The sequence below is a fragment of the Arthrobacter oryzae genome (assembly GCF_037911235.1).
Lineage (GTDB): Bacteria > Actinomycetota > Actinomycetes > Actinomycetales > Micrococcaceae > Arthrobacter > Arthrobacter oryzae_E.
Map to the genome: position 1 here is coordinate 1 of NZ_JBBLYW010000011.1, position 26,882 is coordinate 26,882.

28 protein-coding genes and 1 pseudogene are annotated in these 26,882 nt (G+C 66.2%); 8 read left to right on the forward strand and 21 right to left on the reverse strand.

Features of this window, described 5'->3' with window-relative positions:
- A pseudogene (locus tag WMN78_RS03900) lies at nucleotides 1-236 on the forward strand (DUF937 domain-containing protein); the annotation flags it as partial.
- A gap of 55 nt (nucleotides 237-291) precedes the next feature.
- Here WMN78_RS03900 and WMN78_RS03905 read toward each other — a convergent pair.
- Nucleotides 292-855, reverse strand: a complete 564-nt coding sequence (locus tag WMN78_RS03905; RefSeq protein WP_340532148.1) for an adenylate kinase — start codon at nucleotides 853-855, stop codon at nucleotides 292-294.
- 144 nt (nucleotides 856-999) lie between these two features.
- Between WMN78_RS03905 and WMN78_RS03910 the strand changes: the two genes are divergently transcribed.
- Nucleotides 1,000-1,425: a GNAT family N-acetyltransferase gene (locus WMN78_RS03910; protein ID WP_340532149.1), complete on the forward strand. Its 426-nt coding sequence runs from the start codon at nucleotides 1,000-1,002 to the stop codon at nucleotides 1,423-1,425.
- 85 nt (nucleotides 1,426-1,510) lie between these two features.
- Here WMN78_RS03910 and WMN78_RS03920 read toward each other — a convergent pair whose 3' ends face one another.
- The 5 genes from WMN78_RS03920 to truB all read right to left on the reverse strand — a co-directional run bounded on the left by WMN78_RS03920 (nucleotide 1,511) and on the right by truB (nucleotide 5,047).
- Nucleotides 1,511-2,647: a DUF222 domain-containing protein gene (locus tag WMN78_RS03920; RefSeq protein WP_425341109.1), complete on the reverse strand. Its 1,137-nt coding sequence runs from the start codon at nucleotides 2,645-2,647 to the stop codon at nucleotides 1,511-1,513.
- A 126-nt stretch (nucleotides 2,648-2,773) separates the two neighbouring features.
- Nucleotides 2,774-3,250, reverse strand: coding sequence for a hypothetical protein (locus tag WMN78_RS03925; protein ID WP_340532150.1), 477 nt, complete (start codon nucleotides 3,248-3,250; stop codon nucleotides 2,774-2,776).
- Nucleotides 3,251-3,294: 44 nt separating this feature from the next.
- Nucleotides 3,295-3,756, reverse strand: coding sequence for a hypothetical protein (locus tag WMN78_RS03930; protein WP_340532151.1), 462 nt, complete (start codon nucleotides 3,754-3,756; stop codon nucleotides 3,295-3,297).
- Nucleotides 3,757-3,771: 15 nt separating this feature from the next.
- Nucleotides 3,772-4,125, reverse strand: coding sequence for a hypothetical protein (locus WMN78_RS03935; RefSeq protein WP_340532152.1), 354 nt, complete (start codon nucleotides 4,123-4,125; stop codon nucleotides 3,772-3,774).
- 1 nt (nucleotide 4,126) lies between these two features.
- Nucleotides 4,127-5,047, reverse strand: coding sequence for a tRNA pseudouridine(55) synthase TruB (gene truB / locus WMN78_RS03940; protein ID WP_340532153.1), 921 nt, complete (start codon nucleotides 5,045-5,047; stop codon nucleotides 4,127-4,129).
- Between the two features lie 131 nt (nucleotides 5,048-5,178).
- Here truB and WMN78_RS03945 point away from each other — a divergent pair, with 131 nt between their 5' ends.
- Both WMN78_RS03945 and WMN78_RS03950 read left to right on the forward strand, forming a co-directional pair.
- Nucleotides 5,179-6,333, forward strand: a complete 1,155-nt coding sequence (locus tag WMN78_RS03945) for a pyridoxal phosphate-dependent aminotransferase (protein WP_340532154.1) — start codon at nucleotides 5,179-5,181, stop codon at nucleotides 6,331-6,333.
- 143 nt (nucleotides 6,334-6,476) lie between these two features.
- Entirely contained in the window at nucleotides 6,477-6,686 is a 210-nt protein-coding gene (locus WMN78_RS03950) for a hypothetical protein (RefSeq protein ID WP_340532155.1), read from the forward strand.
- A gap of 13 nt (nucleotides 6,687-6,699) precedes the next feature.
- Here the strand turns inward: WMN78_RS03950 and WMN78_RS03955 are convergent, their stop codons facing one another.
- From WMN78_RS03955 to WMN78_RS03970, 4 genes are all read right to left on the reverse strand, one after another.
- A complete protein-coding gene (locus WMN78_RS03955; RefSeq protein ID WP_340532156.1) occupies nucleotides 6,700-7,338 on the reverse strand; it encodes a dihydrofolate reductase family protein in 639 nt (212 codons plus the stop codon).
- 53 nt (nucleotides 7,339-7,391) lie between these two features.
- Nucleotides 7,392-7,730, reverse strand: a complete 339-nt coding sequence (locus WMN78_RS03960) for a CU044_2847 family protein (RefSeq protein ID WP_340532157.1) — start codon at nucleotides 7,728-7,730, stop codon at nucleotides 7,392-7,394.
- 70 nt (nucleotides 7,731-7,800) lie between these two features.
- Nucleotides 7,801-8,274 carry a thioredoxin gene (trxA, locus tag WMN78_RS03965; protein ID WP_340532158.1) on the reverse strand — a complete coding sequence of 158 codons (474 nt, stop codon included), beginning with the start codon at nucleotides 8,272-8,274 and terminating at the stop codon, nucleotides 7,801-7,803.
- 85 nt (nucleotides 8,275-8,359) lie between these two features.
- On the reverse strand, nucleotides 8,360-8,845 hold the full coding sequence (locus WMN78_RS03970) for a nucleoside deaminase (RefSeq protein WP_340532159.1): 486 nt from the start codon (nucleotides 8,843-8,845) through the stop codon (nucleotides 8,360-8,362).
- Nucleotides 8,846-9,029: 184 nt separating this feature from the next.
- On the opposite strand from WMN78_RS03970, the gene WMN78_RS03975 reads away from it, so the two are divergent.
- Nucleotides 9,030-10,142 (forward strand): ScyD/ScyE family protein, encoded by a 1,113-nt coding sequence (locus tag WMN78_RS03975; protein WP_340532160.1) that lies wholly within the window; start codon nucleotides 9,030-9,032, stop codon nucleotides 10,140-10,142.
- 69 nt (nucleotides 10,143-10,211) lie between these two features.
- On the opposite strand, the gene rbfA is transcribed toward WMN78_RS03975, so the two are convergent.
- The 5 genes from rbfA to rimP all read right to left on the reverse strand — a co-directional run bounded on the left by rbfA (nucleotide 10,212) and on the right by rimP (nucleotide 16,183).
- The gene (rbfA, locus tag WMN78_RS03980) at nucleotides 10,212-10,721 is read right to left on the reverse strand and encodes a 30S ribosome-binding factor RbfA (RefSeq protein ID WP_340532162.1); all 510 of its coding nucleotides are present in this window, start codon (nucleotides 10,719-10,721) and stop codon (nucleotides 10,212-10,214) included.
- 244 nt (nucleotides 10,722-10,965) lie between these two features.
- Nucleotides 10,966-13,875 (reverse strand): translation initiation factor IF-2, encoded by a 2,910-nt coding sequence (infB, locus tag WMN78_RS03985; protein WP_340532164.1) that lies wholly within the window; start codon nucleotides 13,873-13,875, stop codon nucleotides 10,966-10,968.
- Between the two features lie 152 nt (nucleotides 13,876-14,027).
- Nucleotides 14,028-14,369 (reverse strand): YlxR family protein, encoded by a 342-nt coding sequence (locus tag WMN78_RS03990; protein WP_340532166.1) that lies wholly within the window; start codon nucleotides 14,367-14,369, stop codon nucleotides 14,028-14,030.
- Nucleotides 14,370-14,585: 216 nt separating this feature from the next.
- On the reverse strand, nucleotides 14,586-15,566 hold the full coding sequence (gene nusA, locus WMN78_RS03995) for a transcription termination factor NusA (protein ID WP_340532168.1): 981 nt from the start codon (nucleotides 15,564-15,566) through the stop codon (nucleotides 14,586-14,588).
- Entirely contained in the window at nucleotides 15,566-16,183 is a 618-nt protein-coding gene (rimP, locus tag WMN78_RS04000) for a ribosome maturation factor RimP (RefSeq protein ID WP_340532169.1), read from the reverse strand. The genes nusA and rimP overlap by 1 nt, the downstream gene beginning before the upstream one ends.
- 105 nt (nucleotides 16,184-16,288) lie before the next feature.
- On the opposite strand from rimP, the gene WMN78_RS04005 reads away from it, so the two are divergent.
- From WMN78_RS04005 to WMN78_RS04015, 3 genes are all read left to right on the forward strand, one after another.
- Nucleotides 16,289-17,473 (forward strand): ferritin-like domain-containing protein, encoded by a 1,185-nt coding sequence (locus WMN78_RS04005; RefSeq protein WP_340532172.1) that lies wholly within the window; start codon nucleotides 16,289-16,291, stop codon nucleotides 17,471-17,473.
- 107 nt (nucleotides 17,474-17,580) lie between these two features.
- The gene (locus WMN78_RS04010; RefSeq protein WP_340532174.1) at nucleotides 17,581-18,312 is read left to right on the forward strand and encodes a VIT family protein; all 732 of its coding nucleotides are present in this window, start codon (nucleotides 17,581-17,583) and stop codon (nucleotides 18,310-18,312) included.
- 87 nt (nucleotides 18,313-18,399) lie between these two features.
- On the forward strand, nucleotides 18,400-19,461 hold the full coding sequence (locus WMN78_RS04015) for an aminoglycoside phosphotransferase family protein (protein WP_340532176.1): 1,062 nt from the start codon (nucleotides 18,400-18,402) through the stop codon (nucleotides 19,459-19,461).
- Here WMN78_RS04015 and WMN78_RS04020 read toward each other — a convergent pair.
- The 6 genes from WMN78_RS04020 to ispG form a co-directional block, all read right to left on the reverse strand.
- Nucleotides 19,458-20,882: a pyridoxal phosphate-dependent decarboxylase family protein gene (locus WMN78_RS04020; RefSeq protein ID WP_340532178.1), complete on the reverse strand. Its 1,425-nt coding sequence runs from the start codon at nucleotides 20,880-20,882 to the stop codon at nucleotides 19,458-19,460. The genes WMN78_RS04015 and WMN78_RS04020 overlap by 4 nt on opposite strands.
- Before the next feature lie 66 nt (nucleotides 20,883-20,948).
- On the reverse strand, nucleotides 20,949-21,752 hold the full coding sequence (locus tag WMN78_RS04025) for a sulfite exporter TauE/SafE family protein (RefSeq protein ID WP_340532179.1): 804 nt from the start codon (nucleotides 21,750-21,752) through the stop codon (nucleotides 20,949-20,951).
- Nucleotides 21,753-21,769: 17 nt separating this feature from the next.
- Nucleotides 21,770-23,581 (reverse strand): proline--tRNA ligase, encoded by a 1,812-nt coding sequence (locus WMN78_RS04030; protein WP_340532182.1) that lies wholly within the window; start codon nucleotides 23,579-23,581, stop codon nucleotides 21,770-21,772.
- A 452-nt stretch (nucleotides 23,582-24,033) separates the two neighbouring features.
- Entirely contained in the window at nucleotides 24,034-24,783 is a 750-nt protein-coding gene (locus WMN78_RS04035; RefSeq protein ID WP_340532183.1) for a hypothetical protein, read from the reverse strand.
- 41 nt (nucleotides 24,784-24,824) lie between these two features.
- The gene (locus WMN78_RS04040; protein WP_340532254.1) at nucleotides 24,825-25,709 is read right to left on the reverse strand and encodes a GNAT family N-acetyltransferase; all 885 of its coding nucleotides are present in this window, start codon (nucleotides 25,707-25,709) and stop codon (nucleotides 24,825-24,827) included.
- Entirely contained in the window at nucleotides 25,672-26,838 is a 1,167-nt protein-coding gene (gene ispG, locus WMN78_RS04045) for a flavodoxin-dependent (E)-4-hydroxy-3-methylbut-2-enyl-diphosphate synthase (RefSeq protein ID WP_011691265.1), read from the reverse strand. Before ispG ends, WMN78_RS04040 begins: the two co-directional genes overlap by 38 nt.
- Nucleotides 26,839-26,882: the final 44 nt, after the last annotated feature.

Genomic DNA, 26,882 nt, shown 5'->3' on the forward strand with positions numbered 1-26,882 from the left:
AGTCCCGGGGCGCGGTAGTACCGGACCGCGTGAACGATTCGGCGCCGCAAACCCCGACCGGGCCGCTGGGGCAGCCGAGGCAGCAGGGCGGTGCCCCCGTTCCGGGCGAGGTGGTCGACGTCGATCTCCCCGGCGAGCGGACCGAGAACCAGACCGACGATCGCCCGGAGGGGAAAAAGAAAGACGACGGCGGTGGGCTCGGCGGGCTCTTGGGCGGGCTCTTCGGAAAGAAATAGCTGGGCTGCGAGATGCTCCCGCCCCTCATGGTGCGGGAGCATCACCGCGTTCTGATCAGGTGACGTTCGCGCCAGCCGCCGTTGCGACCTGTGCCAGCCAGTTGTCGAGGTCCCTGGGCCTGCGAAATACCATCACGGGGGGCATGTCAGGGCTGAACTGCCATTCCCTGAAAACTCGCTTTTTCCTGGCGAATGAGTTGAAGTGCCAGTAGAAGATCGAGTCCCGCGTACAAAGCCTGGCGAGCGTTTCGACGTTTCCGTTGCAGACGGGCTGCCTGGTGACGACCCGCCGGATGGAGCGGCTCACGAGCCTGGTCAGCGACAGCCAGCGTGGATAATCCAGGGCGACAACCAGCTCGGCCCGCGGTACAACAATGTCCCGCCAGACCCCATACGCGCTGTCCAAAACCCAGCGGTCACGGGATGCGACGTCCGCCGCGAGTTCCCGCTGGTTTTCGACCGTGCGTTGCTGCCAGCCGGGAAGCCAGCCAATGTCGTCATCGGCTGAAAACTCCGGGAGGCCGGAAGCGGCCGCGTATGCGTGGGCAGCCGACGACTTGCCGCTGCCTGTCACACCGTAGAAAAGGACCCGGGACGGTTTTACCGGGATGGGTTTCACAAGCTGCTCCCCTATTGTGCTCGGAACTCCGGCGTCCCCCCGAACTCTGGCGCACCGCGATTTGCCACGATAGCACTGCCAAGTCTGCCGCTTACGAGGGCTCGAGCCCCTTTGAACGAACAGCGGTCATGCAACACTGGTCCGATGCCAGAGTTCAGTGTTCACCTTGGGAGCGAGCTTTCCGACGCAGAAATCATTGACTTATACGAATCAGTGGGCTGGACCAGCTACACGGCTGAACCCGCGGCGCTCCTCCGTGCGATCCGCGGGTCCGCGTTCGTGGTGGCTTGCCGTAATGATGCCGGGGCGCTCGTGGGTCTGGCGCGCGCAATCTCGGATGACGCCACCATCTGCTACGTGCAGGACGTCCTGGTCAATCCAGCGTTTCAGGGTTCCGGCGCAGGCCGGTCAATGCTTGAAGCCATCCAGTCCAGATACGGTCACGTCAGGCAGACAGTACTCGTCACCGACAACGAACCCGGACAGCGCGCGTTCTATGAGGCCCTGGGATTCACCGAAGGCTCGGATTACAAACCGGAACCGCTGAGGATGTTCGCCCTCTTCCGCTAGCCATCCTCAGCCGCACCGGCCTGGCCGGAAGTCCATCCTGCCGTCATGGGATAGCGGGGCACACGGTTTGAATTGCTGTCGTTTCTCACTCGAGTCGGAAATAGTTGTTTCTTCGCGGGACCTGGCGTGGGTCGATATGCGGCGGCGGGATGAACCACGGGACGCCCGTTTTGACCTGGATGTGCCATTGCTCTTTGTGGATCAGGTGGTGGTGATGGCTGCACAAAAGGGTGCCGTTGTCCGCGCTGGTGGTTCCGCCCTCGGACCAGTAACTGATGTGGTGGGCTTCGGTCCACGGGGCCGGGATGGTGCAGCCCGGGAACGCGCAGCCCTGATCCCTGGCGGTGATGGCTTTGCGGATGTGTTGCGGGAAGGTCCTGGTGGTGCGTCCGACGTCGAGGACACGGCCCTCGCTGCCGAGGAGGACGGGGATGATGTCCGCGTCGCAGGCGATCTTCCGGACAGTTGACGCGGTGACCGGGCCGGTGAACGTAAACGAGCCCATGCCGGTGCCGGGGATCCGCCCGGAACCGGGGGTGACGTCGTTTGTCGTCCCGGACTGATCCAGGCGGTCCAACCGTTCCAGGAGGTCGCGGTAGTCGATGGTGACCATGACCTGGGGACGCAGCCCGCCCGCAGCAGGAAGGCCGCCAGTGGTCAGGCCCGCTTTGACCGCGCCGACGAGGCCGTCCAGGAGCCGCTGCTGGCGGGTCCGCTCGTCCAGGTTTTGCTCCGCCTCGCCGGACCCGGCTGTCTTGTCCTGCGCGCGGGGGTTGGTGGCGGTGTTCATCACGGTCAGGAGGGGTTCGTACTGGTCGGTGGTGGCGAAGATCTCCAGATGGTGGAGTCCGTGGCGGGTTTGGCGGAGGAACACGCCCTGGCGGCGGCGGAGTTCGGCCTCGGACGGTTCGGCCCCGTCCTGGTCGATCGCCTCCACCCACTGCCGGGTAACCCGGGCCACGAAATCGGTGTCGTGCTCTGCCGCGGCGCGGGTCAGGGCACGCTCCATCCCGGCCACGGTGTCCTCCGGGGCGTGGTGGCGGACCTTGTCTATGGCCAGGGCAATGATGGTCGCGGGCCGGGAAGCGACAGTGCCGGCAGCAACGGCGGCGGCGAGCACGGGCCGGACCGGTTCCTGGACGTGGCCGGTGATCCCGGTCCGGGGCAGCACCGATTCGGCCAGGCTGATCCGGCGGCGGGCTTCGGCGACGCTGATCCGCAACCGTCCCCGGAGGAACTCGGCAGCATTCCGGTACCCGTCATCCGCCGGATCCGGGGCTGTGGACTTCTGTGCTTCGGGGTCCGCGGCCGACGCTGCCCCCGCGTCACCGGAAAGTTGGCCACCTGCTCAGCCGATGGGGCCGTGGACGGCGGTTTCCTCGCCCCAGCCCGTGGTCCAGCCAATGGGTCCGTGTACAGCAGCTTCGTTGCCCCAGCCCGTGGTCCACGTGACCGCAGGACCCGAGCCCGCCCGCGCCGCGGAAATTGCCTCGCGCCGGGTCCGGTCCACCGCCCCGGCCGCAACCACCTGAAGGTATTCAAGGGTCCGGGAGATCTCCTCCACCCCGGCGGCGAAGTCAGCAGCCTGGCGGAAGTCGAACTCCGACGAGTCCGCCGCCGCCGTCGAACTCAAAGCGCTCACCAGCTCAAGGCACCCGGCCAGATCACCGAAAGCACCGCCGTCGGAATCTGAATTTTCCAGACGCCCGCCTGACGCAGGGGCACTGCGCAGGCTTCGGAAGGGAAGGGGTTCCGCAGAACCGACTGCGGGCAGTTTGGCCCACCGCAACGCCCCTCCTGCTGCAAGTTCCCCCATGGCTTCCATGCGATAACTATGCCAAGGGGGTCTGACAGTAAAGGCGGGCGGGGTCAGACCGGCCGCGAGTGGGGTGCCGGCCGCCGCTTATAAAGCCACACCAAGCCTAGAACGGGAAGCAGAAGCGGGATGAAGGCGTAGCCGCGGCCGAAGAGCGACCAGACGGTTTCATGAGGGAAGCTGACGGAGTCGAAAACGCTGATCGCTCCCACCACCAGCACGCCCACGAGCTCCACGAGCACGGCAGCCACTGACACCTTGAACCAGGACCTGCCGGCCTTCGCCAGCGAGACAGTGGCGACAACGTAAACGAGTGCCGCGAACGCCGAGAGCAGGTACGCGAGCGGAGCCTCGGAGAACTTGGTGAGAATCTGGTATCCGGCCCGGGCGGTGGCGGAGATGGCGAACACCGCATAGACCGCGATCAGCAGCCGCCCGGGGCCGGTGTTCCGGGTGTCTTTGGACCGGGCCTTCGGAGCTGCGTCGGCCTTGTTGACGGGTGTTTGCGGAGTCACGTCTGCTTCTTCCACTCAGTACCAGATCTGGTTCATGCGGGCGGCCATCACCAGGGCGGTCACACCCACGGCAGCCAGGACAAAGTTGCTCCACCGGGTGCGCTCCAAGATGGACCAGTACACCGCGCCCACCGGCAGAATGAGGGCAGTGACCAGATAACCCCAGAACTCCCACGCTTCGCCGGCGATCTGCTCTCCCGACGCCACGCGGACGATGGAACCCACCAGGTACACCAGGAGTGCCAGTTCGACGGCGGCGACGGACAGGATGGTCGCATCGTTCGGAGCCTTCTTCATGATCCCCGCCGCGGTGCAGATGATCGTGGATAGCAACCCGACGGCGAGGATGATGTAAAAGTACACGTCCAAACTACTTGGCCTGCTGTTCGTTACTGGGAGCGAACACCAGGACCGGCTTCGCATAGCCGCCGGCGTCGGCCAGCAGTGCCACCAGCGAACCGTCCGGTGCGAAGGCGGCGGCAGGTTTGTCTGCGGTGGCCGCGTCCGGGGTCCCGGCACCCGCACCTGCGGCGATGCGTCGCCCGAAGGAAATCTCAGTGGTCTCATCCGCACTGAGCTCGCGGTTCGGCATGAGCGCCCTTGCCGCCTGCGACATCTCCAGTACTTCGAGTTCCTCGGCCAACTGTTCCAGAGTCCGGGCCTGGTCAAGCGTGTACGGGCCAACCTGGGTCCGCCGAAGCGCCGTCAGGTGGCCTCCCGTGCCCAGCGCTTCGCCGAGGTCCCGCGCCAGGGCACGGATATACGTTCCGGACGAGCATTCCACGGTGACGTCCACATCAAGGACTTCCCCGTCACGGTCAGGGCGGACTGCATGGACATCAAAACGGTGGATGGTGACCGGCCGTGACGCCAGCTTCACGTCTTCGCCGGACCGGACCCGGGCATAGGCGCGTTCGCCGTTGACTTTGATCGCGCTAACGCTGCTGGGGACCTGCTGGATCTCGCCGGTGAGTGCTGCGACGCCGGCCCGGATGGCTTCCTCAGTGATGGCAGCGGCCGATTGGCTGCTGACCACCTCGCCTTCGGCGTCGTCCGTCACGGTCGATTCGCCGAGGCGGATGGTGGCCGTGTACGTCTTGGACGTGCCGACGATGTAGGTCAGCAGGCGGGTGGCCTTGTTGATACCGAGGACCAGCACACCGGTAGCCATAGGATCCAGCGTGCCGGCATGCCCCACTTTCCGGGTACCGGCCAGCCGCCGCATCCGTCCAACCACATCGTGGCTGGTCCATCCCTGCGGCTTGTCCACTATTACCAGTCCAGAAAGCACGCCTCCCAGTATATCCGCGCCCACGGCGCTCCCATTTCGCACGACGGCGGGCGGCCGGGTTCCGCGGCCAGCACGACGGCGGGCGGACGGGTCCCGCGGCCAGCACGACGACGGCAGTTAGGATGGCAGACATGCCCGAGCTTGCCGCCCATGTCAGCGACTTCCCCGCCAACCAGATCCGCGAGATCACCGAGGCCGCGTGGGGCACCCCCGGCGCCATTGTGCTGAGCATCGGCGAACCAGGCTTCGCCCTCCCCCGCCATGTCCTCGAGGCCGGCATGGCCTGCCTGGACCGCGACGAGACCAACTACACACCGAATGCCGGAATTCCGGCCCTGCGCGAAGCCTTCGCGGCCAGGTTCCGTGAGCACAACGGCGTTGAAGTCGGAGCCGAGCGGGTCTATGTGGTGGACGGTGCCCAGCAGGGCCTCCACTTCGCCATGAGCCTGTTGCTCTCCCCCGGTGACGAGATCCTGATCCCGAACCCCGGCTACCCCACGTTTGCGATGACCAGCAGACTCCTGCATGCAGTGCCCGTGCGGTACCCGCTCTACCCGGAGAACGACTTCCAGCCGAGGATCGAGGACCTTGAGGCCCTCATCACGCCGCAGACCAAAGTACTGATCCTGAATTCGCCGTCCAATCCGCTGGGCGCCGTCCTGGGCGGCGAGCTGACCCGCGACCTCGTTGACCTGGCCCGTCGCCACGACCTCTGGATCATCTCCGACGAATGCTACGAGGCTTTCACCTACGACGTACCCCATGTCAGCCCGGCCCGCTTTGACAGCGACGTCCCTGGCGAGGCCAGGGTGTTCACGTCTCTGACGCTGTCCAAGACCTATGGGCTGACGGGATTGCGGATCGGCGCGCTGATCTGCCCGCCCGGGCTGGAGCGGAAGATGAACAACGTGATGGAGTCGATCGTTTCCTGCGTCGCTTCTCCGTCCCAGTACGCCGCGATCGCCGCACTGACGGGGCCACAGGACTACGTCAGCCAGGCCCACGCACATTACCGGGCCAACCGGGACGCGGCCGCGGCTGTGCTTGAGTCCAAGGGCATCCCGTTCCTCTCGGCGCAGGGGGCCTTCTACCTGTGGGCGGATGTTTCCCACGTGAGCGGCGGCGATGTCCGGTCCTGGGTGCGGCAATTCCTGGCCGACTCCGGGGTTTCCTTCGCGCCGGGCACAGCCTTCGGGTCGATCGGTGAAGGCTGGATCCGGATCGCGCTCTGCGCCGCCCGGACGGAACTCGTGGAAGGCGTGGGCCGCTTGCCCTCCCGGCACTGACGCAACACGTTCCGGCACTGACGCAACACGTTCCGGCACCGGCGCAGGACGCACGGACCATCCCAAGTCAGGCACTGAGTCCCTAGTGCAAAACCCCGTGGCGCCCTAACCTGTCCACAGGGGCGGCACCGGAGAGGAACATCATGTGGTGGCAGGACCTGCTGTGGGGCTTCTGGAACGGTTTTACGGCGTGGATCGTGCTCATCGTGCACGTGTTCGGAGCCTGGGCGGAATTCCCGTTTTACAACACCGCCAGGGCAGGCAACTGGTATGACTTCGGATTCCTGTTGGGGATGGGGTCGCCGCTGCTCGGCGGTCTGGGTGCCCGCGGCGGCCGCCGGTCGCGAAGGTAGCACCAGGATCCGGTCACCGAGCCTCCTGATCACGCGCTTGGTCGACGTCCGACATATCGCCGACGCCAGGCGTGCCATCGGCGAGGGCATAGCGCTGCATCACCGCACCCTTCGGTGAGGCGACCACCGGTTCGATGAGTCTGAGGTTCGTAGGAACCACCCCGCGGGCGAATACCTTCTTTCCACCGCCGAGGAGGATCGGATACACCCAAAGCGTGAGCCGATCGAAGAGCCGCTCGGCGAACAGGGTCTGCACGAAGTCGAGGCTGCCGATGACGTGGATGTTCTCGTGCCGGTCGCGCAGTTCGCGCACGGCGGCGACGACATCAGGACCGAGCAGTGTGGAGTGGGCCCACTCGAGGGTCGGAGTCTGTCGCGAGGCCACATATTTCGGCAGGCGGTTGAACAGCCGCGCGATGTTCCCCTCCGCGTGCGGCCAGTACGAAGCGAAAATGTCGTAGGTCCGGCGCCCTAGCAGTAGCGCGTCCATCCCCGCCATCCCGGAGTCGATTTCCTCGCCGACGACCTCGTCGATGAGGGGCGCCTGCCAGCCGCCAAACGCGAAACCGTCGTCAGCGTCCTCGTCCGGCCCGCCGGGCGCCTGCGCGACGCCGTCGAGCGTGGTGAACAGGTCGATATGGATGAGTCCCATGCCGTGTCCCTTCTGTCGCCCGTCGTCGGTCCGGCGACGGGATCATTGCTGCCCTAGTACTCGATCTCCTCGTCGGACGGCGGTTGTTCGGGTGACCAGGACATCCTGACGATAAAGTGCGCTTCGGTCACGTTCTTGGCGATGATGGCCCCTGCCGCTCCCGCCAATTTGACGCCGAACTGAAGTTCCAGATGTTCGGGAGCAAGATCCCCCAACACTTCCGCCGCTGCCTTGGCGGCCGGCCTGACCGCTGCGAGTGCATCTTCGAGCCTGCGCCCCGTGTCCTGGATCCCGTGTTCGTCACGTGAGCGGTGTTCCACTCCGAAGCTGCTCTCCTCGGCTTCCACCAGGACCACACCTGATCCGACTTCGTAGCGCAGTATCTCTGTCATCGCTTCCTCCGTGTGGCGAACCGTGCCGAACATGTGCCAAAAAAATCCCGGGAGCGCAGCCTGGGGGCGCTCAGCTGAGGCTGGAGGAAAGCGCGTGTTCCAGCCAGGTCCGCAGGGCCGGCGCCGGAGCGGCACCCGCCTGCCGGGCGACCACCATGCCGCCGACAATCACCATCAGCGTGGGGATCGCCTGGACGGCAAACCTCGCGGAGAGCCCCGGTGCCCGGTCAACGTCGACTTTGACCAGCTTGATCCGTCCCGCCTTCTCGGTCGCCAACTGGTCAAGGACCGGACTGACCAACCGGCAAGGCCCGCACCATTCCGCCCAGAAGTCGATCAGGGCAGGCACTGTCGAATCCTCTGCGATGTGCTTGAAGTCAGAGTCGCCGGCGTCGACGATCCACGGGAGGTCGTGGCTGCAATTGCCGCAGCGGGGACGGCCGGGAGCAGCTGCGGGAATCCTGTTCGTTTTCCCGCAACCCGGGCACTTGATGAGTCTCGGTTGTACTGCTCCGCGCGGGCGTCCGGTCGCTCCTGAAGGCATGCGTTAATCGGACGCCTGACGGCCGGAGGCGGATAGAGTCGAAGGTCCCGCCGCCCCGGCGGCGGGCCGGGGGCCCGGAACCGGTTCAGTATTCGGTGCGGTCCGGGTTGTCGCGCCACGCTTCAAACGGGACGTTCGACGTCGGGATGTCGGTTTGCCTCACGGGCATGAGTTCCGGCCGGGTGCCCTCGAAATATTCGTAAAACAAAGCGTCGTCGAACCCGGCGGCCGCTGCGCCGTGCCGGTCCGCGGCATAATAGACGCGGCCGATCCGCGCCCACAGCGCGGCGGCCAGACACAGCGGGCAGGGCTCACAGCTGGCGTAGAGCACGGCCCCGCTGAGATCGAAGTTGGCGGATTCCGCCGCGGCCGTGCGGATGGCCACCACCTCGGCATGTGCGGTGGGGTCGTTGTCCCGCGTTACCCTGTTGACGCCGAAATAGCGCTTCCCGTCGGCAGTGACCACCAGCGCACCAAAGGGTCCGCCGCCGTCACCCACATTCTGCACGGCGAGGTTGACGGCCTGGCCCAGGAAGTCCTGGATATCTGCGGCGGAAGGTTGGGCATCCATGCTCCGATCATAGCCAGCCGGCCAGGATTTCCCGGGCTGAAGGACGACGGAGTTTCCAGGTGCCATCGACGTGCCCGGCGGGGAAGAAATAGAATGTGCGCTGTGGGGGGCGGCGGTGTTTCCGCCAGCCGGATCCGTGGTCTCAATGATTCCCGGGAATCATCCTGTCCATTTGGAGACCACCATGAGAAAGCACGTTTCGCTTGCCGCTGCTGCTGTTACCGCCGCGGTCTTCCTGGCACCCGGCCCTGCGGGCGCTGCCGCACCGCCACAACCCGAACCCGTTACCCGCGCGGGCGGGCTGGTGAGTCCGCTCCACGTCAGCACGGCCCGTGACGGTGCAGTCACTGTCAGCGAAGAATTCACCGGGCGGCTGACCCGGATCGGCTCTGACGGCGCCAAAACGGAATTGTATTCGGACCCCGCCTGGGATGTGGCCGGCAGCGCCTTCCGGCGGGGCACCACATATTTCGCCGAAAGCCAGGGAGCCGGGCCCATGGATGCCCGTCCGCTCGCCGGTCATATCCGGACCATTGCCCGCGACGGTACCCAGGCCACCTTCGGTGATCTTGCCGCCCTGGAGACTAACGAGAACGCCGACGGCGACGTCACGTACGGTTTTGAAGACCTGCCGGAGGCGTGCGCGGCCCAGCTCCCGCCCGAGGTGCCCGCGTCGTATACCGGAACGGTCGACTCCCACCCCTACGGCATCGCATTGTCCGGGTACACCGTCTACGTGGCAGATGCCGGGGCCAACAGCATCGTGGCCGTCGACGCCGACTCCGGAGATGCTGAAACTGTCGCGGTCCTGCCGCCGCGTCCCTACACCGTCACAGCCGAAGTGGCGTCAGCCCTGCAGCTCCCGGACTGCGTTGCGGGCCTCACCTATAACTTTGAGCCCGTTCCCACGGACCTCGCGGTCGGCCCCGACGGCTGGCTGTACGTGGCCGTGCTCCCGGGCGGACCGGAGGATCCTGCGCTGGGTGCCCGCGGCGCCGTGTACCGGGTCAACCCGGACAACGGCCGTGTCCGGCTCTTCGCTGATGAGGTGATGTCACCCACCGGGCTGGCGTTGGACGACGACGGCGACGTGTACGTCGCGTCCCTGTTCGGGGAGGGCGTTCTCAAAATAGACGGCGACCACAGGCAGCGGACGGTCCTGGCCGGCAAGCTCACGGCGGACGTCGCAATCAGGGATTCCGTGCTGTACGCAACCACCGACGCCCTCCCGGCGCCGAACCAGGCACCCGACGGCAAACTGGTTTCCGTGGACCTCAACAGGCATACCCGCCACTGACGCAGCGCTTAAAAACGGGTGTGACCGGCCCCCGGTGGCGGGGTCCGGCCACACTCGTACTGCGACGTTCTATTTGCTGTTGTCCTCGTCGATTTCTTCGTCGTCGGTGAGGTCTTCATCCTCTTCGTCAAAGTCGTCTTCGTCGATTTCGACGTCTTCGGGAATGTCGCTCTTGTAAGGATCGGCGTCGCCGGCGTGCTTGGCGCCGGCAGCCAGGGCGGCCACCTCGGCGTCGCGCTTCTTGGCGGCGCGGAGCAGTTCCTCCAGGTTGGAGGCGTTGACCGGAATCTGGTCCGCCACGAACTCCAGCGTGGGAGTCAGCCGGACAGTGATGTTGCGGCCGACTTCCTGACGGAGGACACCCTTGGCCTTCTCCAGGCCCTTGGCAGCATCCGCCTGAACCACCTGGTCCCCGAACACGGTGTAGTAGATCGTGGCGTGCTGCAGGTCATTGGTCACACGGGCATCGGTAACAGTAATACCTTCAAGCCGCGGATCCTTGACCTTCCGGCCCAAAGCCTCTGCAACAACAACCTTAATCCGCTGCGCCAACTTGGCAGCGCGTGCCGGATCAGCCATTTCCACTCCTAAATATTTGGATGTACGACGGCGCCGGAACGGTGGCCGCACAACTGTTGGGTTTTGATGCCACGCACCTAAGGCGAGTCTACGACGGACTCCCGTTGGATTTTTTCGGCGGCCTGGGAGTGGCATCGGGTCTGCCGAAGCTGGGTGGCCGACGTCGTAAGACGTTGGCCACCCAGCGAAGGGGCGGGGCCGCCGGAAAAAATCCAACGACCCCGACCCTGTGAAACTCACACGACTAGACGCGCGGCTTCTCGCGCATCTCGAAGGTCTCGATGATGTCGCCCTCGTTGATGTCGTTGTACGAGCCAAGACCGATACCACACTCGAAGTCCGTGCGGACCTCGGTGGCGTCGTCCTTGAAGCGCTTGAGCGTCTCAACGGTGAGGTTGTCGCCGATGATCTTGCCGTCGCGGCTGATGCGGGCCTTCGTGTTGCGTCGGATAACACCCGAGCGAACGATGGAACCGGCAATGTTGCCGAACTTCGAGGAACGGAACACTTCGCGGACCTCGGCGGTGCCAAGCTGGACTTCTTCGTACTCCGGCTTGAGCATGCCCTTGAGGGCCATCTCAATGTCATCGATTGCTGCGTAGATGACGGAGTAGAAGCGCATGTCCACGCCTTCGCGGTCTGCCAGTTCGGCAACACGCTCGGCGGGCTTGACGTTGAAGCCGATGATAACGGCGCTGTCGACCGTGGCCAGGTTGACGTCGTTCTGCGTGATCGCACCGACACCGCGGTGGATAACGCGGAGCTGGACACCTTCGCCGACGTCGATCTTGAGCAGCGCGTCTTCGAGGGCTTCCACGGCACCGGACACGTCACCCTTGAGGATGAGGTTGAGGGTGTCGATCTTGCCTTCGGCGACGGCCTGGTCGAAGTCTTCCAGGCTGATGCGCTTGCGGCGCTTGGCCAGGGCGGCGTTGCGGTCGGCTGCTTCACGCTTCTCGGCGATCTGGCGGGCGGTGCGCTCGTCAGCGGTCACGAAGAAGGTGTCGCCTGCACGCGGGACGTTGGACAGACCCAGCACCTGCACGGGGCGGGACGGGCCGGCCTCGGTCAGGACGCTGCCGTCGTCGTCGAACATCGCACGGACGCGGCCGTGGGCCGTGCCTGCCACGATGGTGTCGCCGACGTGCAGGGTACCGGACTGGACCAGGACGGTGGCAACCGCACCGCGGCCCTTGTCCAGGTTGGCTTCGATCGCGATACCGCGGGCGTCCTTGTTCGGGTTGGCGCGCATGTCCAGGGCTGCGTCTGCGGTGAGCAGGACGGCCTCGAGCAGCTCGTCGATGTTGAGGTTCTGGCGGGCAGAGACCTCCACGAACATGGTGTCGCCACCGTATTCTTCCGGAACCAGTCCGTACTCGGTCAGCTGGCCGCGGACCTTGTCCGGGTTGGCGCCTTCCTTGTCGATCTTGTTTACAGCCACGACGATCGGCACGTTGGCCGCCTGTGCGTGGTTGAGGGCCTCAACGGTCTGCGGCATCACGCCGTCGTCCGCTGCCACCACCAGGATGGCGATGTCGGTGACCTTCGCACCACGGGCACGCATGGCGGTGAACGCCTCGTGGCCCGGAGTATCGATGAAGGTGATCCTGCGGTCGACACCTTCGTGTGCAGTGGTGATCTGGTAAGCACCAATGTGCTGCGTGATGCCGCCGTGTTCGCCCGCGACAACGTCGGAGTTACGGATGGCATCCAGTAGGCGGGTCTTACCGTGGTCAACGTGACCCATGACGGTGACAACCGGAGGACGTGCCTCGAGTTCCTCATCGCCTTCGGCTTCCAGCTCGGCGTCGAAGTCGATGTCGAAGCCGGAGAGCAGCTCGCGCTCCTCGTCCTCCGGGGACACGACCTGGAGCTTGTAACCAAGCTCCTCGCCGAGCAGTGCGAAGGTCTCTTCATCCAGCGACTGCGTGGCCGTGGCCATTTCGCCGAGGTGGAAGAGCACGGTCACCAGTGCTGCGGGGTTCGCCTCGATCTTGTCGGCGAAGTCCGTGATGGACGAGCCGCGACGGAGCCGGACAACAGTGTTGCCGTCGCCGCGGGGCACGCTGACGCCGCCCAGCGACGGAGCGCTCATCTGCTCGAGTTCCTGGCGCTTGGCACGCTTCGACTTGCGCTGCTTGCCACGGCCTGCGCCGCCCTTACCGAAGGCACCCTGGGTGCCACCGCGACCGCGGCCGCCCTTGCCGAAGCCACCGCCGGCCGGAGCACCGCCGCCGGCGCCGGGAGCGCCACCGGTACCGGGTGCGCCACCGGGGCGTCCGGGACCGCGGCCGCCGCCGCCGGGACGACCTGCACCAGCGGGTGCGGGACGTTCGGTTCGGTTAGGCATCATGCCGGGAGTAGGACGGTTTCCGCCACCTGCACCGGGGCGTGCGCCGGGAGCACCGGCCGGACGCGGAGCGCCGGGACGTGCACCTTGGGTACCACCGGGACGCGGAGCACCCGGACGGGGGCCTCCTGCACCGGCTGCCGGACGCGGGCCGCCGGGGCGTTCGCCCTCGGTGCGGCTTCCGCCCGGACGGGGCATGCCCTGGGAAGGAGCGAACGGGTTGTTGCCCGGACGCGGCGGACGTTCGTTGTCGCCGCCGCGGCCACGGGGCATGCCCTGGGACGTGGCGAACGGGTTGTTGCCGGGACGGGGGCCGCCCGGACGGGGGGCCGAACCCTGTCCGCCGGAGCGGGACGGGGCAGCCGGAGCTTCAGCCTTGGGGGCCGGGCGTGCGCCGGGCTTTGCACCGGTGGACGGTGCGGCCGGAGCCGGTGCCGACGGAGCTGCTGCTGCAGCAGCCGGGGCCGCGGGAGCAGGTGCTGCTGCCGGAGCGGGCGCCGACGGAGCAGGGGCTGCGGCCGGTGCTTCAGCCTTGGGTTCCGGAGCCTTGGGAGCTGCCGGGCCCGGCGCGGGGGCCGGACGGGTAGCTGCGGGGCTGGCGGGCGCCTTGGGCGCTGCAGCGGGAGCTTCGGACTTCGAAGCGCCGGCGGCGGGGTAAGCGTTGCGGAGTTTCCTCACAACGGGGGCCTCAATGGTGGAAGAGGCAGAGCGAACGAATTCGCCCAGTTCCTGCAGTTTGGTTACTGCATCTTTGGAAGTAATACCGAGCTCTTTAGCAAGCTCATGTACGCGGACCTTGGCCACATTTCTCCTGTCTCGGTCCGCACCGAGCCAGGCACGAACCGTTTACTTCTTACTGCGGACCTCCGCCGCGAGTGCAGCTGAAAGGTCCATTGCAGAGCGCAACAAAGTTGTCATCGTTGCGCACTCATCGCTGGGAACTCATCGGGTTTCCATCAGTTTTCTGACCCGCTTTCAGGTTGGACGGTTGTTGCTGCGGCCACCGGAGTGTCCACGGCTTGCGTGCCTGCCGTTATCCGGCGTTCGACGGCGGCGGTTCCGGTGGTGCCCGGGAGGGCACGTCCGAACGCACGCCGCTTGATTGCCAGCGCCAGGCACGTTTCGCTGGGGTGCAGCCATGCACCCCGGCCAGCCATCCGGCGTCGTTCGTCCACTACGACAGCGGCGGAACCGCTGCCTTCGGCGACGAGCCGGAGTAGCTCTGACCGCGGCCCCCTCTTCCGGCATCCGATGCAGGTACGTTGCGGCTGATCCTCAAGGTGTTGCACTAGTGCCACGGTGAGTATCTTCCTGCCCCTGCAAATCTGCCGCCCCGAACCCGCCAGCTGATGCCGCGTCCGTAAGGAACGCAGATTCCGCAGGCACGCTCAAGGCGCACGAATACCGGCCATAAGGCACGGTCAATCTCTATTCTAGCCCCTCAGGTGCCCCGGCCCCGAAATGACGGGTCAAAACGGGGCGGGACAATCCGAGGGCGCTCCCGCCGAAGCGGCCTAGTTTTCGCGCGGAGCCGCAGCGTCGGAGACGATGTCGATACGCCAGCCGGTGAGCTTGGCGGCCAGTCGGGCGTTCTGGCCCTCCTTGCCGATGGCCAGCGACAGCTGATAGTCCGGTACAACAACGCGTGCGGAGCGCGTTGCCTCGTCCGTGATGGTGACGGAATTCACCCTCGACGGCGACAACGCGCTGGCGATGAAGGTGGCCGGGTCCTCGCTGAAGTCAACAATGTCGATCTTCTCGTCGTTGAGTTCGGTCATGACGGCCCGGACACGGGAACCCATTTCACCGATGCAGGCACCCTTGGCATTGATGCCGGGGATGTTGGCCTTGACGGCGATCTTGGTGCGGTGGCCGGCTTCGCGGGCCAGTGCCACGATTTCCACCGAGCGGTCGGCGATCTCCGGGACTTCCAGTTCGAAAAGCTTCCGGACCAGGCCGGGGTGCGAACGGGACAGGGTGATGGACGGACCCTTGGTGCCGCGGTGCACGTCGATGACGAAGGCGCGAAGCCGGTTGCCGTGGATGTATTTCTCGCCGGGGACCTGCTCGGGCGGGGGCAGCAGCGCCTCCACCGTTCCAAGGTTGACCTGGATCATGTGCGGGTTGTTGCCCTGCTGGATAGTACCGGCCACCAACTCGCCTTCACGGCCCTTGAACTGGCCCAGGACATTGTCGTCCTCGGCGTCGCGCAGGCGCTGCAGGATGATCTGCCGTGCGGTGCTGGCAGCGATGCGGCCGAACCCTGCCGGGGTGTCTTCGAACTCGCCGATGGGCGCGCCGTCGTCGTCGATTTCGGTTGCCCAGATGGTCACGTGGCCGCTCTTGCGGTCCAGCTCTGCGCGGGCCTTTTCGAAGGCTCCCGGAGACTTGTGGTAGGCCACCAGCAGTGCCTGCTCGATGGTGGGGATCAGGAGGTCCAGCGGGATTTCACGCTCACGCTCCAGAAGTCTCAGTGCGCTCATGTCAATATCCATCAGGCCTCCTCAGAAGGTCCATTGTGCTCATCTTCCAGACCGACCTCATCAAGGTGGCTGAACTCTATCTCGACTTTTCCATTGCGGATCCTGTCGAAAGGAATCTTTTCGGGCTCGCCCTGCTTGGGCTTCATTCCCTTTTTGGCCGCGATCTCCGGTATGACGGTCACGCCGTCGTCGTCAACGGACTGGATCCGGCCGGTGATGTTGTCCCCTTGGATGACGTTCACGTTGACCATACGGCCGCGGGCACGGTGCCAGTGGCGCGGTTCGGTCAGGGGGCGCCCGACGCCGGGCGAGGACACCTCGAGGTCGTAGGGGCGGCTGTCGTAGCTGGGATCGCTGTCCAGGATTCCGGACAGCTCCTTGGAAATCTCCGCAATGACGTCAAGGCTTACTCCGCCGGTCTCCTCCTGCGGCAGGTCCACCACTACGTGGACCACCCGGTTTGCACCGGCGACCTGAATGGAAACGTCCTCCAGGTACAGTCGGTGTGCCTGGACCGAGGGCTCCAGCAGCGCCCGGACGCGCTCGGCCTCCGGGTTGTGCACGGATTCGGCCTCAGCCTTGCCCGTCCCGGTCCGGTCTGATGAAGTCGTGGCTTCTGCATTACTCACGATGCCGGCCGCCTCCCGCTAGATGATGTTGTGTGTACTAGCGTAGCGATTTTATGGGCGCCGTGGTGCACTCGCTTGCCGCCGGGCATGACAACATGGTCTGTTGTGAAAGACGACACCAAGGAAAAACGACGGCCGGGCCGCTATTTCCGGTACGGCATCCTGGCGTCATTGGCAGTGCTGGTCATCAGCCTCGGGCTGGCACTGACCCCGGGGCCGCCGCCGGAGGCGCCGGAACCCGCCTTTTCCGAACGGGCAAGGGCCGCAGCCCTCGCCGAAACGCTGCAGCTGCGCACGGCTGGCAGCCAGCTGGCCGATTCCGTTTCCGGCGCCGAGCGCCAGGCCCTGCTCCGCTCTGTGACTTTGCTGACAACCCAGGCCAGGGCATTGGCCGCGCCCGATCAAACCGTGCCCGATGAGAAACTAACAGCCGCAAGTCCCGCTTCCGGGACCGGCGCGGGAGTCCCCTCCGCCGCAACGGGCAGCGAGACGGCGGTGCCGGGCTCCCCCGCCGGGCTTGTGGCCGCGCTGTCCGCCAGCGGCGGGCAACGCCTCACCGATGCGGAAGCGTCCGACGGCGGGATGGCACGGCTGCTGGCCGCCGTCGGCGCCGCCCAGCTTCTTCAGGCATCCTCGCTGGCGCCGGCGGTGGGGGTAGCCGCACCGGCAGCGCCAGCGCATCCGGCAACGCCGTCGGCGGGGCCGTCATCGCCGGCAGGCGCGCAGGCGGCCGAAGATTCATGCCCGCCGGCGCCGGCTGCCTCCGGAACGGCTGCAGAACCAGCTGCAGCGCCAGTGACTCCGGCAGCTGCCCTGGCGATGACCGTCAAGACCGAAGCCGAAACGGTCTACGGCTATCAGGTGGCCGTAGCCCGCCTTGAGGGCGCTGCCGCCGACTCGGCATCCCAGCTTTTGGCGCGGCATGAAGCGGTCCTTGCCCAGGCGGAGGCCCTGAGCCGGGCACAGTGCGCGGACATTCCTCCGCGGGAGGCGGGGTACACGCTCGGGCCGCTGTTCCTCGAATCGCCCGCGGCGGGCCTGGGTAGCCTCGAAGCAGGCACCCTCCCGGTGTACGGGGACCTTGTGGCGCTCAGCGACGGCAGCACCCGGCAATGGGCCATTTCGGGTCTGCTGGCCGCCGCCAGCCGCGCCGTGCTCTGGGGCGCCGATCCCGGTCCCCTGCCGGGCATCGTGGTGGACACTGCGCAGCTTCCCGAACTCCCGCAGGAAGGACGAGGCCTGGAACCGACGGCGCCGGCGGCTTCGCCCCGGAAGTCGGACGCCGGGTAAGGCCGGCTCCGCTCAGCCGCCGCCCTCAAGGTTTGGCTAAAGCGCGCCTTACCTTCCTTAGTCCTGTGTTACTGGCGGGGTCCGGACACCAATGGTTTGCTATAGGCATGGATACCGCCGGGACAGCGACGCAGCACGAGAATGAACCGCACCACAACGACATCGCCCACCGGCTGAACTGGCTGCGCGCCGGTGTGCTCGGAGCGAACGACGGCATTGTCTCCGTCGCGGCAATTGTGGTGGGTGTTGCCGGTGTCACCACCGATTCGGGCCCCATCCTCATCGCCGGTGCTGCCGGCGTGGTGGGTGGCGCCATTTCCATGGCCCTGGGCGAGTATGTGTCCGTCAGCAGCCAGAAGGACAGCCAGCAGGCGCTGATCGAAAAGGAAAGGCGTGAACTCGCCGAACAGCCCGAGGAAGAGCTGGAGGAGCTCGCCGCCATCTACCAGGGCAAGGGCCTCAGCGCCGCCACTGCCCGCACCGTTGCCAAGGAACTCACGGCCCATGATGCCCTCGGCGCCCACCTTTCCGCCGAGCTCCACATTGACGAAACCGACATCGTCAGCCCGTGGCACGCGGCTTTCGCGTCCGCCATAGCCTTCCTGATCGGCGCGATCCTGCCCATGCTGGCAATCCTGCTGCCCCCGGAAAACATCAGGGTCCCCCTGACCTTCGTGGCCGTGCTCGTGGCTTTGGCATTGACCGGTGCCCTCGGTGCCTGGATCGGCGGGGGCTCCAAAACGAAGGCCGCCTTCAGGGTGGTAGTCGGCGGCGCCTTGGCGCTCATCGCCACCTTCGCCATCGGCAACCTGCTCGGCGCCAGCGGCGTCGTCGCCTGACGCGCTGCGCTGCCCACGGTCCGGCACCGCCAATGACCCGGCACCGCCAACGATTCAGCTCAGCCACCCGGCGGTACGCTGGATCCAATGAATGCACCCGCAGCTGTCCCCATCCCGCCTGACCTCAGCCGCCGCTACAGCCGGACCAGCGGCGGACGCGCCTGGCTGGGCTCCCTGCAGGGACTGATCTGCGGACGGGTGGAGCGGTGGGGCCTGGAGGTGGACCTCGATCCCGGCGAGCTGCCATGGAGCGGTCATGGCGGTGTGGTTGTCCCGGTGACCCGGGCCGGTGTCCCTGCAGCGTTGAAGGTTTCCTACCCGCACGACGAAGCCCGGGTTGAGCGTTTCGCCCTCCGGCTCTGGGACGGCCACGGTGCCGTGCGGCTCCTGGAATCCGACGCCGGAACATGTTCCATGTTGCTGGAGAGGCTGGACGCCTGCCGCTCCCTCCAGGACGTACCGCTGGATACTGCCGTGGAGGTGTGGGGCGGGCTGACGCGGCAGCTAAGCCTGACGCCGGACCAGCGCCCGGAGTGGCAGGAATTCGACCATGTGGCTGCCCGCGCCGAACAATGGAGCGATGACCTCCCGGCGGACTGGGAGCAGCTCGGGAGGCCATTTCCGCGCTGGCTGCTGGAGGCCGCCCTGGAGGTCTGCCAGACGCGCGGAGCGGTGGGCCGCCGGGCGGGGACCGACGTTCTGGTCAACACAGACTTTCACTACCTGAACATCCTGGCCCGGCCGCAGTGCGGTTTTGCCGCCATAGATCCGCAGCCGATGATCGGAGAAGCCGAATTCTCCGTGGCCCCGCTCCTGTGGAACCGTATCCGGGACCTCCCCCGGTCCGATCCGCGGCAGGGGTTGCTGGACAGGTGCCGGGATTTCAGCGCCTCCGCGGGGCTGGATGCGGAGGTGGCGCGGCAGTGGAGCCTGGCCCGCGAAGTTGAAAACGCCTTGTCGTATGCCTCCCGCCCGCACCACAACGGCGACTTCTTCCGCTCCCTGTGGGTGGCGAGCACGCTCGCGGGACGCACCCTCCCCGGATTGCCTGCCGCCCACGATCTTCCCGAACCGGGGGAAGCAGTACCGGGACAAGCAACTCCGGGGGTAGCAGTACCGGGTGCAGCGGCCGGGCAGGCTTCGCCTTAACCGCGGACTGCCGCCAGGGCCTTACGTACAGCTTCGACGGCCGTTTCGACGTCGGCGTCGTCCGTAGTCCAGTTGCTCACCGAAATCCGCAGGACATCCCGTCCCTGCCAGCGCGAACCGGACATCCACACCAGCCCGTCCTCGATGATCCGGGCCGTCACGGCGCGCGTTGTTGCGTCATCGCCGAAGGCAAGCGAAACCTGCGTGTACACGACGTCGTTGAGCACTTCGACGCCGTCAAGCGCCGATAGTTCCTGCGCCAGCTGCGAAGCGCGGGTCGCCAAGTTGCGCACCTGAGCCGCCAAACCATTCCGGCCGAGGGACTTCAGCGCCGCCCACACCGGAACGCCCCGGGCACGCCGGGAGAGTTCCGGGACGGTCTGGAAGGGGTCGGCCGCGGCCCCGGCGTCACGGATCATGTAGCTCGGGTTGACGCTCATCGCGGCCTCAAGCGCTTCGCCGTCCCGCACGGCCACGATGCCGCAGTCGTAAGGCACGTTGAGCGTCTTGTGCGCGTCGGTGGCCCACGAGTCAGCCAGGTGGAGGCCGCCGGTCAGGGCGGCAAGTTCAGGCACCGCCGCTGCCCAAAGCCCGAAAGCACCGTCAACGTGCACCCATGCGCCGTGTGCCTTGGCCACCGTGATCGACTCCAGGAAGGGATCGAAGTCCCCGGAATGAAGGTTCCCTGCCTGCAGGCACACAAGCACCGGGGTTCGGGCGAATCCATCGGTTCCGCTCGAAGCAGCGACCAGCGCGCGGTCCAGGGCGCAATCCAGTTCCGCGGGACTGATGCGTCCCTGCCGGTCCGAGGGAACCTCGACGGGGCGTCCCAGGCCCAGGTACCGCAAGGCAAGGTCGATCGAGTCATGGCGTTCCCGTCCTACCAAACAGCTGATTGCCGGAGCACCGGCGAGACCATCCGTGTTCACGTCCCAGCCTGCCCTTTCCAGGATGCGCCACCGGGCAGCCGAGAGGCCGGCGAAGTTGGCCATGGTCGCGCCGGTGACGAAACCGACGTCGGACGTTTCCGGCAGGCCAAGCAACTCCAGGAACCATTGACCGGCTGCCGCCTCGATGGCCGCGGTGGCGGGCGTGGCGGCACGGAAGACGGAGTTCTGGTCCCAGGCGCTGACCAGCCAGTCCGCCGCCAGGGCGGCGGGCAGCGTGCCGCCGATGACCCAGCCGAAGAAGCGGCCCGAGGGCATGGCCATCAGGCCGGGTTCAGCATTGGTAGCGAGATAGTCGATCACTTCGCTCGCCGGGAGGCCGTTTTCGGGCATCGGGCCGCCGAAGGCGGCTTCCAGCTCGGCTGCGGTGGCCCGGGGTCCTACATGCCGGGTCGGCTGGCTTTCCAGCCATTCGCGGGCATGTCCGGCTGCTGCATCCAAGGCGTCCCGGAAGGGTTCCTCCCCTGCTGACATAGGAGCATGGTACGCCCCCTCCTGCCCCGGCCGGGAGGGTCTTTCGCGCCTCTTTGGCGTGACTGCCTAATTGCCTGGGCGAAGGGTGTCCTGCCAGATGTCGTAGCCCAGCTTGAGGATCAGGGCGCCGACGACAGCGAGGAAAACGTTGCGGATGAAAGTGCTGCCCTGCTTCACCGCGGTCCGCGCCCCGAGGTAGCCGCCTGCCATGTTGGCGAGCCCCAACACGAGCCCCACGCCCCACAGCAGTGAACCGTGCGGCAGGAAGAAGATCAGGGCGCCGGCGTTGGTGGCCATGTTCACGATTTTGGCTTTGGCACTGGCTTCAAGGAACGCGTAGCCCATCGCGGACACGAGGGCGATGATCAGGAACGAACCAGTGCCGGGCCCGATCAGGCCGTCGTAGAAACCGATGGCCGCTCCGATAATGCAGGCCACCACGTAGTGGGTCCTGCCGTCATGGCGGAGCGAGGTGAGGTCACCGACGTTGGGCTTGAACGCCGTAAACAGCGCCACGGCGACCAGCGCCGCCACGATGATGGGTTTGAAAACGCTCGCTGGCAGGGTGGCGGCGAGGACGGCGCCGCCAAAGCTCCCGGCCAGCGCAATGACCGCCATGGGTATGGCAGTCCGCAGGTCGGGCCGGACGCGGCGGTAATACGTCACGGCGCTGGTGGTGGTCCCGAAGATCGAGCCCATCTTGTTGGTGGCAAGAGCCTGGACCGGGGTGATGCCCGGAACCAGCAGCAACGCCGGGAGCTGGATCAGTCCCCCGCCGCCCACCACGGCATCAATCCACCCTGCGGCGAAGCCCGCCACGATGATGAGGACCAGCGTGGCGGGCTCCAGCGACTCGAATCCCGAGATCACTCCTTCAGCCGTGGGGGTTACTTGCTGCGGACGGCGTTGACCACGTAGTCAACAGCCTTCTCAACAGCCACGTTCTCCGCCTCGCCGCTGCGGCGGTCCTTGATTTCCACGACGCCGTCCGCCAGTCCGCGGCCAACGGCCAGGATGGTGGGCACGCCGACGAGCTCGGCGTCGCCGAACTTGACGCCCGGGGAAACCTTGGGGCGGTCGTCGTAGATGACCTCGAGGCCTGCGGCCTCCAGCTCGAGTGACAGCTTCTCGGCGGCCGCGAAGATTTCCTCGCCCCGGCCCACAGCCACGACGTGGACATCGGCGGGAGCCACTGCCCGGGGCCAGACCAGGCCCTTGGCATCGTGGTTGGACTCGGCCAGGGCCGCGACGGCGCGGGTGACGCCGACGCCGTAGGAACCCATGGTGACCACAACCTGCTTGCCGTTCTGGTCCAGTACCTTCAGCTCAAGGGCTTCGGCGTACTTGCGGCCGAGCTGGAAGATGTGGCCCATCTCAATGCCGCGTGCGGTCTCCAACGGGCCGGAACCGTCCGGGGCCTCATCGCCGGCGCGCACTTCGGTGCATTCGATCACGCCGTCCCAGCTGAAGTCGCGGCCGGCCACGAGGCCGAAGACGTGCTTTCCGGCCATGTTGGCGCCGGTGACCCAGGCGGTGCCGCTGACGATGCGAGGATCCACCAGGTACAGGAGCTTGGCGGCGCCTTCCAGGCCGAGGAGGGGCGTGCCCAGGGACATGCCCGGGCCGAGGTATCCCCGGACGATCAGGGGGTTACGGGCGAGGTCTTCCTCGCCTGCGGCTTCCACGGTGATCTCGCCGGCGACCGGCAGGTAGGCGCCGATGTTGGCTTCGACGCGCTTCAGGTCGACGCCGCGGTCACCGGGCACGCCGATGACAACGATCTGGCGCTCCCCGGTGGGCAGGGTGACGGCGAGGACAACGTTCTTCAGCGTGTCAGCGGCCGTCCAGGCGCCGCCGTCGTTCTCCGCGCGGGGAACCAGCTGGTTGGCCGCGTCCACCAGCGTGTCGATGGTGGGGGTATTCGGGGTGTCCCGGATCTCGGCTGCAGGTGCATTGGTGAAATCGATCTCGGCGGGGACCACGGTGGTCACGGCCTCAACGTTTGCTGCATACCCGCCGGCAGACCGCACGAAAGTGTCCTCGCCGATCTCGGTGGGGTGCAGGAACTCCTCGCTCCGGGAGCCGCCCATGGCACCCGCCGTGGCCGCCACGGGGATAACCTCCAGGCCGAGGCGTTCGAAGATCTTCAGGTAGGCGGCGCGGTGAGCGTTGTAGCTTGCGTCCAGGCCGGCGTCGTCGATGTCGAACGAGTAGGAGTCCTTCATGATGAACTCGCGGCCGCGCAGCAGGCCGGCGCGGGGCCGTGCCTCATCGCGGTACTTGTTCTGGATCTGGTAGATGCTCAGCGGAAGGTCCTTGTACGAGGAGTACAGGTCCTTGACCAGGAGGGTGAACATTTCCTCATGCGTGGGGGCCAGCAGGTAGTCCCCGCCCTTGCGGTCCTTGAGCCGGAAGATGCCCTCGCCGTATTCAGTCCAGCGGTTGGTGGCCTCGTAGGGCTCCTTAGGCAGGAGTGCCGGGAAATGGACTTCCTGGGCGCCGATGGCGGACATCTCCTCGCGGATGACCTTTTCCACCTTGCGCAGCACGCTCAGACCCAGTGGCAGCCAGGTGTAGATGCCCGGTGCGGCCCTGCGGATGTACCCGGCGCGGACCAGGAGCCGGTGGCTGGCCACCTCGGCGTCGGCGGGATCTTCGCGCAGGGTGCGCAGGAACAGCTTGGAAAGTCGAAGGACCACGGGTAGGAATCCGTTTCTTGGGAGGTGCCTGTTCGGATGACGGGCTGGGCAAATTCGTCTGGGTACTAATCTACCGTGGCGCGGCGGGTGCCGGGTTCCCGGCGGCGCGATGCCGGCTCCGGTGTCCGCAATGCCGGGGCCCGGGGTGCGGCGCCGGAAGGAGGAAGAGCCACGCCAGAACTAGAGGAAGCCCCTGGCCGTTGCCGGCTGGTCATCCTGTTTTGGCGTGGCTCTTACGGCCCGTCAGACCGATAAGTCCGGAGGAGCGCTAGGCGTGCCTGCTGGGAAGGTCAACGTCCAGTGCCATCTGCTGATTTCCCCCTGAGACCGCACGCACCCCATCGGCGCGGTTAGGAAAGAACCTATGTGATCCACGGCACCATTACAAGAGTCGTCACGCAGTTTTCTGCAGTTGACTCGTTGTTACCGCGGGCCGCCACGGTCATGGATATCTAGTCAATGAGGGCGGCTGCCTGGTCCAGCAGGGTTTCAGCTGAAGCGAGGTGGGACGAGGTGACTCCCGTGCCTGATGCCTGGGCGGAGATCAGGACGCCGCCTTTGACTGCAAAGGTCATCACGGTGCTCTGCGTGGCTCCGGTGGGCAGCGTGACGTCCGTTTGCAGGGCGACGGCACCCGGGGTGCTGGCACCGCTGTCAAGTTCGGTGGTGGCAGCTGTCATAGCCATTCCCCCGATGTTCATGCTGATGTTGCCGCAGGCTGCGATTTCACTGGAGCGCCGGGTGAGCGTCTCGTCCAGGGTTTCTTTGTTAACGCCGGAGAGCAGGGAAAGCGTCTGGGTCAGTTCAGCGGTTGAGGACGTGGAGGCGCCGACTGCCATGGTGGTGTTGCTGTCCGGCTTGAATGCCGTGCCCGTAGCGATGGAATTGCACTCGGCGGGCTCCACCTGCACCTCGTTCATGATGGACATCATCTGGTCCAGGGCCTGCGAGACCTTTTCCGCCGGCATCACCGTCAGTGCCGCATTATCGGAGTCCTTCACCGCCCCGGCGATCTCCGAGAGCTCGTCGGACGTCAGCATCTTGAACGGAGCTTCCGTGGGGGTCGGACTGGGAGTGGCGGACGCGGCCGGAGTTTCCGACGCAGTGCCGGCGTCCGGGGTGTTCGCGGGTCCGCCGCATGCGGACAGGCCAAGCACCAGAAGGGCAGATGCCCCGAAAAAGCGCACAACGGACGTATTCATTTATCCCCCAATAAGTTCGAATGCCGGCCGGTTGCGGCCAGCTAGAACAGAACTGTAGCGAACGTACCCACCTGGCGGAAGCCCACACGCTCGTAGGTGGCCCTCGCCCGTGCGTTGTAGTCGTTCACGTACAGGCTGGTGACCGGCGCCAGTTGTTGCGCCAGGACCACGACGGCGGCCATGTAGCCGGCGCTGAGTCCGAGCCCGCGGAAGGAGGGGTTCATCCATACGCCCTGGACCTGGGTCACGTCGGGAGTAACAGCGCCCAGTTCGGCCTTGAACATGACCTGGCCGTCCTCGAGGTGGACGAGGGAATGGCCCTGCCTGATGAGGCCTTCCACGCGCCTGCTATAGAACTCGCGGCCGCCAAGGAAAGGAGAGTAACCCACTTCTTCTTCAAACATGGCGGCGCAGGCTGGCAGGATCCTGTCGAAATCGGCGAGCTGGCTGATGCCCAGTCCGGTGTTCGCCTGGACCGCCGGCGATCCGGTGATGGTCATCAGGGGCTGGTCCTCCCGGACCTCATGGGCGGGCTGCCCGAGCTGCTCCAGCTGCCCGTACATGGCCAGGACCGTATCCGCAGGGCCGAAGATGGACGCGAACCGGCGGCCGGACCTGTGCGCGTGCTCGGCCACGAGTCCGGCTAGGTCCGGGTCCAGCTGGACAGGGACAAGGTTCGCCCCGGCCCAGCACGCGCCCACCAGGGCGTCGCCGTCGAACACTCCATAGATGCTTGCCCCGCCCATGGTGGGCGCGGCCGTTCCCGTCGCAGCCAGGTGCGACAGGATGAAGACGTTGGCTACAACGTCCGTCCGGGCCAGGTCCCGCAGCTGTGCGGTATCCGGCCCGGACAGGACCCGGAGTGATATCCCGGGCCCCGCAGTCTCCTTACGAGACGCTAACCACGGGGCTACCCTTGACAGCATCTTCGCCATCGGCCTCCCCCATCTCTTCAGCGATTCGCATGGCCTCTTCGATCAGTGTCTCAACAATTTCGCTCTCGGGGACAGTCTTGATGACCTCGCCCTTCACAAAAATTTGTCCCTTGCCGTTGCCGGATGCCACGCCGAGGTCAGCCTCGCGTGCTTCGCCGGGCCCGTTGACGACGCAGCCCATGACGGCCACGCGCAGCGGAATCTCCATCCCTTCGAGGCCGGCGGTGACCTGTTCGGCAAGGGTGTAGACGTCCACCTGGGCACGGCCGCAGGACGGGCAGGAGACGATTTCGAGCTTGCGGGGACGCAGGTTCAGCGACTGAAGGATCTGGTTGCCCACCTTGATTTCCTCGACCGGAGGAGCCGAAAGGGAAACACGGATGGTGTCGCCGATTCCCCTGGACAGGAGCGCGCCGAACGCCGTGGCGGACTTGATGGTTCCCTGGAACGCCGGTCCGGCCTCGGTGACGCCGAGGTGCAGGGGCCAGTCGCCCTTTTCAGCCAGCATCTCGTAGGCGGCAACCATGATGACGGGGTCGTTGTGCTTGACGGAGATCTTGAAGTCGTGGAACCCGTGCTCCTCGAACAGCGAGGCTTCCCAGACCGCCGACTCCACGAGGGCCTCCGGGGTTGCCTTGCCGTACTTCTTCAGGATCCCCGGCTCCAGGGATCCGGCATTCACGCCGATCCGGATGGATGTGCCGTGGTCCTTGGCGGCACGGGCGATCTCCTTGACCTGGTCATCGAACTTGCGGATGTTGCCGGGGTTGACGCGCACTGCCGCGCAGCCGGCTTCGATCGCGGCGAAGACGTACTTGGGCTGGAAGTGGATGTCTGCAATGACGGGGATCTGGGACTTCCGCGCGATGATCGGCAGGGCCTCGGCGTCGTCCGCGGACGGGCAGGCGACGCGCACGATGTCGCAGCCTGAAGCCGTCAGTTCGGCAATCTGCTGCAGGGTGGCGTTGATATCCGTGGTGGGCGTGGTGGTCATCGACTGCACGCTGATGGGCGAATCCGAGCCGACCCCCACCGACCCCACCTTGATCTGGCGGGTCTTCCTGCGCGGGGCAAGGACGGGGGGCGGTGCTGACGGCATTCCCAGGCTGACCGAGGTCACGTGGACTCCTCTTTGTATCGAACTGTCGATGGTGGATGGTTCCG